Origin of the sequence: Algoriphagus pacificus (assembly GCF_017254845.1) — a bacterium.
Lineage (GTDB): Bacteria > Bacteroidota > Bacteroidia > Cytophagales > Cyclobacteriaceae > Algoriphagus > Algoriphagus pacificus.
Window position 1 is genome coordinate 793,576 of sequence record NZ_JAFKCU010000001.1, and the last position, 12,760, is coordinate 806,335.

Below are 12,760 nucleotides of genomic sequence, written 5' to 3' on the forward strand. Positions count from 1 at the left end.
TCTCTGTTTAATTCATTTGAAATCAGAATTTTATGAAAGCCATAAACACCATACTTTTAGCTCTTTTGATCCTTAGTCTAGGTTCTTGTAAAGAAGATAAAGACATGCTTCCCCTCACTCCCCTTGAAGGGACTTGGCAATATGCTTTCTATAATAAAGACCAGCAGTTCTATTTTATATACCAATATGAATTTAATCCAGATGGAACTATGGAAAAAAGCATTTTGGTCAGGGAAAGCGAAACTCCGAAAGTTCTGGGATATTATAGTTATGCAACTGGTACTTATGAATTGCGTGGTGAATCCTATTCAGAAGTTTTGCAAAAGCAATATGGATTGGCTTTGGATGCCTATCTTTTTTATGTGCCGAAGGATAAACTAATAGAGATTCCTGGTAACCCTTCTTCAAGTCAAAAGGGCTCACTCATTTTTTCAGACAATAGCAGATCCTTTGAGCTCGGATTTCCTTGCAATGATACTCCGGGTGCTAGCAGCAGTTGTCTAGGCGCACTAACCTATAAAAGAGTGGATTGATCAATTACCCATAAGGATGTTTTTTCATCCAATTGTCAACAGAGAATTTACCTGAACCCCAGATAAAGAAGACGAGAAGCAGAATTAACACTGCCAAAGAAATTCCGAATTCCAGGTTATTTGAAACTGATAGAAAACCTTGGCTACTATTTACAAACAAAACTGCACCTAGTAATATTGGAATTTGGAAAGCGATCGCGATTCGGGTGACAAGTCCCATGGCGATCAATATTCCACCCACCAAATGCGCAAAAGCAACAAAATGGGCCAATCCTAAATTGACAAATTGTAAGTCTGCAGATTTCATGATTGCCAATAACGCATCCGTATCAGAGATGAAGAGAATCCCTTTATACAGGATAAATAAGCCTAAAATCACTCGGATGAAATCAATCCATTGTGGATGATGGGCATCTGCCCAGTGTTCAATTTTTGATATCGTATTCATGGCATTTTGGGTTTTGGTTCTACCCCTTATACGATGAAATTTAATTAATGGTCTGAAATTCAATGTTTTGTGATTAGTCAGAATTTTATCATCCTACTCTTCCTTTCCTACACATTTCATGTCACTCCAAGAATTTTGCCTTGCAGCATTTGTTAAATGAAGTATCTTTCCTTCTTAAATACTGATTTATGCGTACAGTTTTCGGAATTATACTCGCTGTTTTTTTATTAGTCCACAGCCAATTAAGCTTCGCCCAAAAAGCTCCAAAAGGATATAAACTTATTTGGGAAGAAACCTTCAACGGAGAAGGTCCAGTGGACTCTAATTTTTGGAATTTTGAATCCGGTTTTGTGCGTAACCAAGAACAGCAATGGTATCAAGCAGAAAATGCGATTCAGATGGATGGCGTTTTACAGATTTTAGGCAAGAGGGAAAAAGTGAAAAATCCAAGATTTGAGGCAGGAAGTGAAAACTGGAAAAAGTCTCGAGAATTTGCTGAGTATACTTCCTCAAGTATTAATACCCGAGGAAAGTTTGAATTTCAATATGGCATCTTGGAGGTCAAAGCAAAGATTGATACTTCCGCAGGGATGTGGCCAGCCATTTGGACCTTGGGGATTACTAAACCATGGCCTGCCAATGGAGAAATTGATGTCATGGAGTTTTATCAGGTAAAAGGAGAAAAAACTATTTTGGCAAATGCTGCTTGGGCTGATGAAACTAAAAGGGCAAACTGGGATGAAGCCAAAATTCCTTTTTCAGAATTCTTAAAAAAGGATCCTACATGGTCTGAGAAGTTTCATATCTGGAAGATGGAATGGACAGAAGACTACATCAAACTTTTCCTTGATGGTGAACTCTTAAATGAAATAGAGTTGAGTAAAACGCTGAACCCAGATGGATTTAACCCCTTTCATCAACCACATTACATCTTATTGAATTTGGCATTGGGCTCTAATGGTGGGGATCCATCACAGACGGAATTCCCGAAAGCATACTTGGTAGACTATGTGAGAGTATATCAGCAGAAATAGTTTAATCGAAGGTTTTTGAGCTATCAGAAACGAGATAGTTTAATTCCTTCAATTCTTTTTCGGTCAGATCTCTCCATTTCCCGACAGGGATATCCAGATGAACATTCATAATTCGGATCCGCTTCAATTGCTTTACCTCATACCCTAAATATTCACACATCCTTCGGATTTGTCTGTTGAGTCCTTGGGTCAATATAATCCGAAACTTGAATCTTGATATTTTCTCAACTTTGCAGGGGTCTGTCACTGTTCCCAAAATTGGTATTCCAGCTTCCATTCGTTCTACAAATCGGTCATGAATGGGTTTGTCAACCGTGACTATGTATTCCTTTTCATGATTGTTTTTAGAGCGTAGGATTTTATTGACGATATCTCCTTCACTTGTCAAAAAAATAAGTCCCTCACTGTCTTTATCCAGTCTTCCGATTGGAAAAATCCGTTGAGGATGGCCAATAAAATCTATCATATTGTCTTTTTCGCCTTTTGTGTCGGTTGTAGAAACAATTCCTACGGGCTTGTTGAAAGCGATATAAACATGCTTTTGAAGTGGTTTTCCAATTGGTTTACCGTCTACCCTGACGATGTCATTTGGCATGACCTTGGTTCCAACCTCGGGGATTTTTCCATTAAGAGTGATTCTTCCTGCTTCCAGTAGTTTATCTCCTTCTCTCCGTGAGCAAAAGCCTACTTCACTTAGGTATTTGTTGATCCGGATGCCCTGATTCTCTTCCATGCTTCAAAATTCCTTGATTCTTTGGAAATAAAAAAGCCCCGAAACGTCAAATGCTTCGGGGCTCATTATTTATTACTGAGGATTATTTTCCTTTTTCACCGATTGAAATCATCGCACATCTGAAACCAATTGAGTTGGTAGCAGAATCCTGATGCATAAATCTTCTTGTGCCTGGAGCTAGCCAATAAGCGACATCTTTCCAAGATCCACCTTTGTATACTCTAAACTCATCACTAAGCATAGAAGTCTCGTAGTTTTCGATCTCATCATAAACACCATCTTTTCTCAATGGGTTAAGATCATCAAAATCCTGATAAGAAAGTGGACGATACACATCATAAACCCACTCGTTCATGTTACCTGCCATGTGATAAAGCCCAAAATCGTTTGGAGCCATATCGTAAACATTGGTAGGAAGGATTTCACCGTCATTTCTCTGGTTACCTGCAATACCTGCGTAGTCACCACGACCTCTTTTAAAGTTGGCCAAGAAATCACCTTGCTTTCCTTTTCTCTTCACGTTGTATGGGTTTCTCACACCACGACCATCCCAAGGGTAGATTCTACCATATTCTTGGTTTTCGTCAAGATACTGAGTTCCGATCATTGCTTTAGCTGCATATTCCCACTCACCTTCGTTAGGCAAACGGAAATCCGCCATAGCAACACCTCTTTCAATTAATTGGTTTTTAGTGAACGTAGAGTCAATTTCTCTCTCTTTTCTTATCAATTCCTGAACGTATTCAGTTCTCCACTTACCGTAAACACTTGCTTGTGTCCAAGAAACACCAGCAACTGGGTAGAAGTTAAATCCTGGGAATCTGAAATAGTAAGATTGGTACAAGTCATTGAAGGACATTGCGCCTGACCACACATTTTCAGAAGGCTCCAATTTTAACAAAGAATCTGCACTTACATTTTTCTTCATATCGAAAAGGAATTCACGATAATCATTGTTCGTGATTTCTGTTTCATCCATATAGAAATTAGAAATAGTAACGGTTCTTTCCTGATTATCTCTGAAAGCCATTACATCTTCTTCCTGTGAACCCAGAACTGCTCTACCACCTTGGATAAATTTCAAGTTTGGACCAGGAATTTGCTCAGCGTTTTTGGCTACAAAAAAGTTTGTGGAGTCGTTTTCGTCAAAACTAAACTCTGCACCAGTAGTCGCGCTTTTTTTGCCTGGGTTATTGGCAGTTCTTCTTCCATAACCCGGAGTTTTGTTACAAGAGGTAAGAATAGAACCTGCAACTATAGCTAAAGCTGCTGTCCACATTCCCCAAGATTTGTTACTCAGACGCATATATTTTTGATTTTAAGGCCTTGATCAATTCGTAAATATAGAAGCATTACAAGCTACTTCCAATCGTTTTAAGAGTCAGCAAGTTTAAGAAAAGCTCTCAAACATGCAAATTCCCAATTATTCTGCAAAATTGGTATCGAAAACTGCAATATTTATGCCAGTTAAATATTAATTTTTTTATGCACTAGCCATCTCTTTCAGAGCCGCTTGTGCTTTATTGATGCTTGAGATTTCTGTTACTGTAAGAATCAAACGATTTTTATGTTCTTTTATTTTACTACGCTTGGCATGAACTTGGGCAAATTTCATGATTTTGCCGAAGATCGGAGAAGAATAAAAATCATCTCTCGAAGAAGGAAGAAGATAACATTTCATCTGGTTTCCTTTCAGACTTAGTTTCTCAATACCAAGCAGTTCTGCCATCCATCTCAACCTGACAGTTTCCATTAAGTCTTCTACCGATGCTGGCAAAGGACCAAAACGGTCGATCAGCATTTTTGAAAACTTCTCGAACTCTTCCTCATTTTTGATGGCATCCAGTTTGGAATAGAGGCCAAGTCTTTCAGAAATATTGCTTACATATTCTTCGGGAATCAGTAGTTCCAAATCAGTCTCAATGGTACAATCCTGAACTAAAACTTTTACTTTTTCTTTGAGATCCACTTCGAAAAGCGCCGCAAACTCATTCTCCTTCAGTTCCTGAACGGCTTCATCCAATATTTTATGGTACATCTCAAAGCCCAAATCAGTAATAAATCCACTTTGCTCGGCTCCCAGAAGGTTTCCTGCACCACGAATGTCCAAGTCTTTCATCGCCACTTTAAACCCATCACCTAGATCCGAAAATTCCTCCAGCGTTTGCAGTCTCTTTCTAGCTTCTGGTGTCAATCCAGACATAGGCTGAGTAAGAAGGTAGCAAAAAGCCTTTTTGTTACTTCTACCCACTCGACCACGCATCTGATGCAAATCACTCAAACCAAACATATGAGCCCGGTTGATGATGATGGTATTTGCATTCGGTATATCCAGACCAGACTCAATAATGTTGGTGGAAACCAAAACGTCATATTCATGGTGGATAAAGTCAACCATGATTTTTTCCAGCTTTTTGCCATCCATTTGGCCATGAGCTCCCACCACTCTTGCGTCAGGAACTAGCTTCATGATCAAATTAGCGATGCTGTCTATTTCACCAACTCTATTGTGAACAAAGAAAACCTGTCCTCCTCTTCTCAACTCATAGGCCACTGCATCTCGGATCGTTTCCTCTTGAAAAGTTGCCACTTCTGTGGTTACAGGCTGTCTGTTTGGCGGAGGAGTCGCAATGACCGAGAGATCTCTCGCTCCCATTAAAGAGAAATGTAAGGTTCTAGGAATTGGGGTGGCAGTCAAGGTCAATACATCCACATTCACACGTAGATTTTTCAATTGATCTTTGACTTTTACTCCAAACTTCTGCTCCTCATCGATGATCAACAGGCCAAGATCTTTGAAAACGATGTCCTTGTTGACGATTTTATGTGTACCAACCAAAATGTCGATTTCTCCAGTTTTCACCTGGGAGACAATTTCTTTGATTTCCTTGGCAGTCCTGAATCGGTTGATGTATTCTACTTTTACAGGAAGGTTTTCTAATCTTTCTGAGAAAGTCTGGTAATGCTGCATTGCCAAAATGGTGGTAGGCACCAGAACAGCCACCTGCTTTCGGTCATTTACAGCCTTGAAAGCCGCTCTGATTGCGACTTCAGTTTTTCCAAAACCAACATCCCCACAAACCAAGCGATCCATTGGATAGGATTTTTCCATATCGGTTTTGACATCGGCAGTTGCCATCGCCTGGTCCGGAGTATCTTCATAGATAAAGGAGGATTCCAATTCTACCTGCAATACCGAATCTTTGTTGAAAGCAAAGCCAGGGGCAGAGCGACGCTTTGCATAGAGGGCAATCAGGTCCTTAGCAATGTCCTTAACCTGTCTTTTGACCTTGTTTTTTTTGTTGTCCCACTCCGGAGATCCAAGCTTCGACATGGAAGGCATGGTTCCTTCCTGGCCGGAATATTTAGAGATTTTATGGAGGGAGTGAATATTCACATACAACAAATCGTCGTCTCGAAAAACTAAGCGAACAGCCTCCTGAAGCTTGCCATTGACATCGACTTTTTCAAGTCCGGCAAATCTTCCTACACCATAATCCACATGGACAATGTAATCACCGGGATGTAAGGCCTTGAGCTCCTTGATCGTCAGAGCCTTTGATTTACTGGCTTTATTTTTTGTTTTGTACCGATGGAATCGTTCAAAAAGTTGATGGTCTGTGTAGCAAACCAATTTTAGCAGACGATCTTCAAAGCCTTCTCGAAGCCCCAAAAGCATGCTCTGAACCTGAAGAGTCGGGTCTAACTCTCGGAAAATTCCTAAAAGCCTTTCGATTTGCTTTTCGTTTTCCGCTGTCAGAATATTGGTAAAGCCCTTTTTTTCATTCTCGGCAAAATTGGTCACCAACAAATCAAAATTCTTATTGAAGGAAGGTTGAGGCTGGCTTTCCCATTTGATTTCCTTCCCACCCTTGAGGTAATATTGTTTTCCAAATTCAATTTGGGAATGTTCACTCGCCAGCGTTTTGAAATCTTTTCCTTTGTCAAAAAGATCCGCTGGTTTCAGCATCAGCTTATCTGTCTGGGTTTGTTTCGCAATCACATCAAAAGCCATTTCAGCTTTGTGGAAGCATTCGTCCATAACATCAGCTGTCAACTGATAGTCTTTATGCCAGATTTTACAGTTTTCCGGGAGGAAGCTCAAAAATGACTGCCTTACTTCTTGAAGTAGTTTGGTCTGGACATTTGGAATCAATGAAATTTGCTCAACTGAGGCGATGGAAAGTTGACTTTCTGGATCAAAAGTCCGGATACTTTCGATTTCTTTCCCGAAAAGTTCCAGTCGATAGGGGTTTTCATTAGAAAAAGAAAACACATCCAATATCCCACCTCGGATGGCAAATTGACCGGGCTCGTATACAAAATCTGTTTTTTCGAAGTCATAGCTTGTCAAAACCTCTGCAACAAACTCCATATCTACAGACTCCCCAACTTTCGCAGTAAAAGTGTTTTCTTTTAGCGAACGCTTGTTAATCACGCGTTCATAAAGGGCTTCTGGGTAGGTAATTATAATTCTGGAACTGCCTTTGCCCTCCAAGACTCCATTCAATATTTCAGATCGGAGCAGGACATTGGCATTATCCACCTCCTCGTATTGATAAGCTCGCTTAAAACTTGAAGGGAAAATCATGTGCTCCTCCGTGTTCAAGAGGTTTTGAAGATCGGAATTCAAGTAGGCTGCTTCCTCTTTATCCTGCCCAATGATCAGGTGAAACCCACCAAATTGTTGGAAATAGCTTGCAAAGAGCACCATATCCAAACTGCCGGACACACCTTTGAGTTGCAAGGTGAATTTATCCTGCTGATTTAATTGGTGTGCGAGAGTCTGAAAAATCGGGTCGGACTGATAGATTGATAGAAATGCCTTACGATCCAAAATATTTCGTTTTGTAGGGTAAAATTTAGGAGCCCAAATTTAGGGCATTCTCTGGTCATTCACGCTAAATTGAATTGATTAAGAGAATTCTGAACCTATGGACTCTTAAAATGTTTAGCAAACATGGGGAATATAAAAGATTCGCAGACCTGGTTCCAAAAGCTGGAAAATCTGCATCCTTACGAGACTTTACTATACTTGGGCATGTTTGGGAGTGGCTTGCTCTTCCTCTTTTTGGTGGTGGCTTTTCTGTTTTCAGGCTTGAACCAACTGGAAGGTTTCAACCACAAAGTTCCCCTTGCATTTTTGGCCTCGACTTTTCTCATTATTCTCAGTGGATACACGGCGACTAAAATGCGTCTGCATTTTCAGGAAGAAAATATTTCGAAACTATTGAATGCGCTTCGCAATACCCTTTTTCTAGGTCTGGCTTTTACTGGTTTGCAACTGGTTGGCTGGCTGGAACTGACAAATATGGGTATCAATTTTACAGGGATTCCTAGCGGAAGTTTTCTTTATGTACTATCCGGAATCCATATTTTCCACTTAATCGGAGCGATGATATTTGCGGTGATTTTATGGTTTCAGCTGAAGAAAGTCCAGCAAGATCAAATCAAGAACCTGATATTAGTAACCAATCCTTTTGAAAAAATGCGAATTCGGCTTTTTACAGTTTATTGGCATTTTATGGATGCTGTTTGGTTGATTCTGTTTTTCCTATTTGTCTTAAGTTTTTAAAATCCACAAATGAAACTCACCATAAAAACACAGGTTGAACAGGATTACCTTACCGTCAAAAACGGTTTTGATGCCTCTCTTTTCAAGAAATTAAGCCCACCTTTTCCACCCGTGAAATTGCTTCGCTTTGATGGGTCAAAGAAAGGAGATTTGGTCTCTTTGGAATTGAATTTTCTGGCTTTCAAGCAAACCTGGACCAGCGAAATCACAGAAGATCAAACTAATGAAAAGGAATTTTACTTCGTGGATGAAGGGGTCAAACTCCCGTTTTTTCTAAAAAGCTGGAGGCATAAGCACCGCATTATTCAATCAGGAGATCAGAGTATTATCCGAGATGAAATTCAATATCAAGCACCTTTTGGCTTACTGACTTTGCTGTTATATCCTGCATTGCTACTTCAGTTTGCTTACAGAATTCCGGTTTATAAAAAGATATTTAAGAGAAAAGCTTAGATAAAGGCTGTTTTATTCTCACAATTCTCGATCAAGCAATCACCATAAAGCACCAAAGAATGGCTTTGAATTGCTGATTGGAATTCTTTTCCCATTGCTTCCTTGATCTGGTTGATTTTCGGGTCGGAAAATTCACGGATTTTTCGACACTGATTGCAAACATGGTGATCGTGATGCTTGTAGGTCAAAGCCTGTTCGTATAGTGCTACTTTATCCTTAAACTGGTGCTTCACCGCCAAACCACTTTCTACAAGCAGGTCTAAAGTATTGTAAATAGTGGCTCTGCTGATTGTATAGCCCTTATTTCTCATGCTTAAAAAAAGTCCCTCCACATCCATGTGCTCATCTTCGGGTAGCGAATAAAGCTCATCGATCACTGAGAATCTTTCAGGAGTCTTTCTGCTTCCTTGCTTAGTCAGGAAGTTTTCAAAAATCTTTTTTGCCTTTTCTATAAGCGCCTTGTCAGCCATAGTTCCAAATGCTAATAAATAAAGATGGAATATTCAGGTATTTTTGACAAGCCATGCCAACCAAATTGTCCTTATTTGGTTTTATTCTAAATTCAACCAAGGCTTCTGTACTGCGTACACTTATATGTTTGGAATGGTTTCTAAATACTGCTGTGCTTTTTTTTTAAAAAAGGTTTATCTTTTATCAGTCACCCCGACTTATTGGTCAAAATGAAAATGAAGATAGTATCACTACTATTTTTTTGTCTTATTCTTTTTGGATCTGTAGAAGCACAGATTCCGGGATACTTTATGAAAGAAGAGCAGCGAAAAGTCGACATTCCTTTTTATGCCTCAAATAATCTGATTATCGTTCCAGTTTCCATCAATGGAGCCTATCCTATCAATTTTCTCATTGATACCGGAGTAAGGGCAAACATTCTTTTCAGTAAAAAACTGGGGGATGCCATGGAGTTGAATTATACCCGTGAACTGAATCTAGTCGGAGCGGATGGAGCCGCTAGTTTGGTTGCCTTTGTGTCTCCAACGAATACTCTTGATTTAGGAGAAGTCGAAGGTAGATTGCAGAATTTGTTGGTGCTGGAAGAAGATTTTTTCGAATTGGAAGCAGTAATTGGAGTCCCTGTGTATGGCATAATTGGCTATGAGTTTTTTAAGTACAATCCGATCAAAATTGATTACGATAAAGGCATGATCAGCTTTTATAAAACGGATGCTTTTAAGTGGCGACCTCCTTTTTACAAGGAAATCCCTCTCACCATTGAAGACAATAAGCCTTATATCGATGCAAAGGTCAAACAAATCGGTGGAAGTACTTTGGCTACCAAACTATTGGTGGATACAGGTGCTAATCATGGGCTTTTACTCAACAAAGAGACAAGTCCAGACATTGTTTTGCCTGAGTTATTTATTGAAACAGAGCTTGGGCAGAGTTTGGGAGGGGCTTTATATGGATTTATTGGAAGAGTATCCTTGTTGAATATTTCCGGATACCGCATGGAAAACGTCATTACTTCCTACCCTGAGGAGACACCTTTTAGTTTTGTCATCAAAGAATCTGGGAGACAAGGAAGTTTGGGATCAGAAGTGTTGGGGAGGATGAAAGTCATTTTTGATTACCCAAGAGAAAGAATGCTGATTCATAGGGGAGAAAAATATTTTGCGCCATTCGAATATGACATGAGCGGGATGGTCGTGAAAAAAGTACCCAATGATGAAAATAGACTTTTTGTAGGCCAGGTGAGGGTAAATTCACCTGCTGAGGATGTTGGGATTCAGGCTTTCGATGAAATTCTCTCCATCAATAAAATTCCGGTTTTCATTTGGGAATTATCTGATGTGATCAAATTATTCCGCTCAGAAGAAGGCAAGGAGATCGAATTGGAGATCCGAAGGTATGAGGGCCTGGATCTGGACAAGTTTGAAGATATGACTTTTAGGATCACCTTGAGGAAACAGATTTAATCCTGATTTTCGGCCTTATCGAATAAAAAAGGATAATTTTGAGCTAAGAAGAGTGAAAGATTTACAACCTCTTTCTGTGATTTCCGTGATTATTTCAGTTTTCTAAACCAAAAAACAGACTATGAAAAAGCTATTGATTCCTATTTTAATTTTAGCAGTGGTGGGGATTTTTGTGTACACCAAGGCAGTAGGAACTTATAACCAATTTGTTCAGACAGAAGAACAAATCAATGGGCAATGGGCGGAAGTTCAGACCCAATACCAGCGAAGAGCAGACTTAATTCCAAACTTGGTAAATACCGTCAAAGGATATGCAGAATTTGAGCAAGAAACGCTGACTGGCGTAGTAGAAGCCAGAGCCAAGGCAACTTCTGTCAATGTGGATGCTGGTAATCTGACACCAGAAAAACTCGCAGAATTCCAGCAGGCACAAGATCAACTATCAGGTGCTTTAAGCAGATTATTGGTTACAGTAGAGCGCTACCCTGACCTAAAAGCAAACCAGAATTTCTTGGAACTTCAAGCTCAATTAGAAGGTACCGAGAACAGAATTGCTGTGGCTAGAAGGAACTTTAACGAGTCAGTTCAGGCTTATAATGCAAACCTCAGAACATTCCCGAACAATATCTTCGCGGGATGGTATGGCTTCGAAGCCAAAGGCTATTTCGAAGCATCTGCTGGAGCTGAAAATGCTCCGACAGTACAGTTTTAATCAATAACTCATGGCTGAAAAATTATTTTCTTCTGCAGATCGGGAGGCTATTATTAATGCCATCAAATCTGCAGAAGTAGCTACGTCCGGTGAAATACAGGTTCATATCGAAAGCAAATGCAAAGGAGATGTGCTTGAAAGAGCGGTGGTGGTTTTTGAGAAATTGAAAATGCATCAGACCAAAGACAGAAACGGCGTGCTGTTTTACTTGGCAGTGGCAGATAAAAAGTTTGCGATTTTGGGAGATTCAGGAATCAATCAAGTGGTACCTGAAAACTTTTGGGAAAGCATTAAAGAACACATGGCCGGGAAATTCAAAGCTGGTCAATTTACGCAAGGCCTGATAGAAGGAATTCAACAAGCCGGGGATCAACTCGGAAAGCATTTTCCATATCAAGGTGACGACGATATAAACGAACTTCCTGATGAGATTTCTTTTGGATCCTAAGATCCGAACACTCCTACTGATTTTAATTTTTGTTACTGGAGGCTTAGCAGCTCAGGATTTTCCTCCTGTGCCTAATCCTCCCAGATTGGTAAATGATTTTACCAATACCCTTTCCAACTCGGAGGTACAGCAATTAGAAAATAAGCTGGTGGCTTATAATGACAGTACTTCTACCCAGATTTCCATCGTGATGATCCGATCTGTTGGTCAGTATGATATTTCAGATTATGCTTTTCGATTGGGAGATGCCTGGGGAATCGGTGGATCCAAAAATGACAATGGTATCCTGATTCTTGCTGCGATGAATGATAGAAAAGTATTCATTGCGACAGGGTATGGACTAGAAGGAGCTGTTCCTGATGCTTTGGCAAAAAGGATCGTTGAGCAACTGATCATTCCCAATTTCAAAATGGAGGAATATTATCAGGGATTGGACAAAGCAACTGATATGATTATCAAATTGGCTTCTGGGGAGTATAAAGCCGAAGATGTGGAGTCTACTGGTAAAGGTGGAGGTGCATTCTTCCTCTTATTGGCTTTCATATTTTTCTTTGTGATTCTTCCTTTGATCAGAAATAAGAATGACAACAATAACCACATGGGTGGTAGAGGAGGCGGTGTGGATCTATGGACCACAATTATGCTCGCTAACATGCTAGGCGGTGGTGGCCGTAGAGGCGGTGGTTTCGGCGGCGGCGGCGGCTTCGGTGGTGGCGGCGGCGGATTTGGCGGCTTCGGCGGCGGATCTTTCGGCGGCGGTGGAGCCGGTGGGAGTTGGTAAGATTTAAAATCAAAAGTATGAAATCAGAAAGCTGAATTAATTTTGGCCTGGAATCAAATTGGTTTCAGGCTTTTTTTATGTCTTGCAGGAAGGATTGCTTAGATTTCTT

Annotated in this window: 13 protein-coding genes; 8 read left to right on the forward strand and 5 right to left on the reverse strand. The window is 40.2% G+C overall.

Annotated features, from left to right (window positions below):
* Positions 1–32: 32 nt before the first annotated feature.
* Positions 33–533, forward strand: coding sequence for a hypothetical protein (locus J0A69_RS03395; protein WP_206585100.1), 501 nt, complete (start codon positions 33–35; stop codon positions 531–533).
* 4 nt (positions 534–537) lie between these two features.
* Here J0A69_RS03395 and J0A69_RS03400 read toward each other — a convergent pair whose 3' ends face one another.
* Positions 538–981 (reverse strand): DoxX family protein, encoded by a 444-nt coding sequence (locus tag J0A69_RS03400; protein WP_206585101.1) that lies wholly within the window; start codon positions 979–981, stop codon positions 538–540.
* A 188-nt stretch (positions 982–1,169) separates the two neighbouring features.
* On the opposite strand from J0A69_RS03400, the gene J0A69_RS03405 reads away from it, so the two are divergent.
* Positions 1,170–2,015 carry a glycoside hydrolase family 16 protein gene (locus J0A69_RS03405; RefSeq protein ID WP_206585102.1) on the forward strand — a complete coding sequence of 282 codons (846 nt, stop codon included), beginning with the start codon at positions 1,170–1,172 and terminating at the stop codon, positions 2,013–2,015.
* A gap of 1 nt (position 2,016) precedes the next feature.
* Here J0A69_RS03405 and rluF read toward each other — a convergent pair whose 3' ends face one another.
* From rluF to mfd, 3 genes are all read right to left on the reverse strand, one after another.
* On the reverse strand, positions 2,017–2,748 hold the full coding sequence (gene rluF / locus J0A69_RS03410) for a 23S rRNA pseudouridine(2604) synthase RluF (RefSeq protein WP_206585103.1): 732 nt from the start codon (positions 2,746–2,748) through the stop codon (positions 2,017–2,019).
* An 82-nt stretch (positions 2,749–2,830) separates the two neighbouring features.
* Positions 2,831–4,054 (reverse strand): gliding motility lipoprotein GldJ, encoded by a 1,224-nt coding sequence (gene gldJ / locus J0A69_RS03415; protein ID WP_206585104.1) that lies wholly within the window; start codon positions 4,052–4,054, stop codon positions 2,831–2,833.
* 177 nt (positions 4,055–4,231) lie between these two features.
* On the reverse strand, positions 4,232–7,585 hold the full coding sequence (gene mfd, locus J0A69_RS03420) for a transcription-repair coupling factor (RefSeq protein WP_206585105.1): 3,354 nt from the start codon (positions 7,583–7,585) through the stop codon (positions 4,232–4,234).
* Between the two features lie 123 nt (positions 7,586–7,708).
* Between mfd and J0A69_RS03425 the strand changes: the two genes are divergently transcribed.
* Together J0A69_RS03425 and J0A69_RS03430 are read left to right on the forward strand one after the other, a co-directional pair.
* Positions 7,709–8,323, forward strand: coding sequence for a cytochrome c oxidase subunit 3 (locus J0A69_RS03425; protein ID WP_206585106.1), 615 nt, complete (start codon positions 7,709–7,711; stop codon positions 8,321–8,323).
* A 9-nt stretch (positions 8,324–8,332) separates the two neighbouring features.
* Complete coding sequence (locus tag J0A69_RS03430) at positions 8,333–8,776, forward strand: SRPBCC family protein (protein ID WP_206585107.1); 444 nt, start codon at positions 8,333–8,335, stop codon at positions 8,774–8,776.
* Here J0A69_RS03430 and J0A69_RS03435 read toward each other — a convergent pair.
* The gene (locus tag J0A69_RS03435) at positions 8,773–9,246 is read right to left on the reverse strand and encodes a Fur family transcriptional regulator (RefSeq protein WP_206585108.1); all 474 of its coding nucleotides are present in this window, start codon (positions 9,244–9,246) and stop codon (positions 8,773–8,775) included. The two genes, J0A69_RS03430 and J0A69_RS03435, sit on opposite strands and share 4 nt — an antisense overlap.
* Before the next feature lie 216 nt (positions 9,247–9,462).
* Between J0A69_RS03435 and J0A69_RS03440 the strand changes: the two genes are divergently transcribed.
* The 4 genes from J0A69_RS03440 (at position 9,463) to J0A69_RS03455 (ending at position 12,651) form a co-directional block, all read left to right on the forward strand.
* Positions 9,463–10,710, forward strand: a complete 1,248-nt coding sequence (locus tag J0A69_RS03440; protein WP_317194830.1) for a pepsin/retropepsin-like aspartic protease family protein — start codon at positions 9,463–9,465, stop codon at positions 10,708–10,710.
* Positions 10,711–10,831: 121 nt separating this feature from the next.
* On the forward strand, positions 10,832–11,422 hold the full coding sequence (locus J0A69_RS03445; protein WP_206585110.1) for a LemA family protein: 591 nt from the start codon (positions 10,832–10,834) through the stop codon (positions 11,420–11,422).
* Between the two features lie 10 nt (positions 11,423–11,432).
* Complete coding sequence (locus tag J0A69_RS03450) at positions 11,433–11,870, forward strand: TPM domain-containing protein (RefSeq protein WP_206585111.1); 438 nt, start codon at positions 11,433–11,435, stop codon at positions 11,868–11,870.
* Entirely contained in the window at positions 11,848–12,651 is an 804-nt protein-coding gene (locus tag J0A69_RS03455; RefSeq protein WP_206585112.1) for a TPM domain-containing protein, read from the forward strand. Before J0A69_RS03450 ends, J0A69_RS03455 begins: the two co-directional genes overlap by 23 nt.
* The last annotated feature ends 109 nt before the right edge of the window (positions 12,652–12,760 follow it).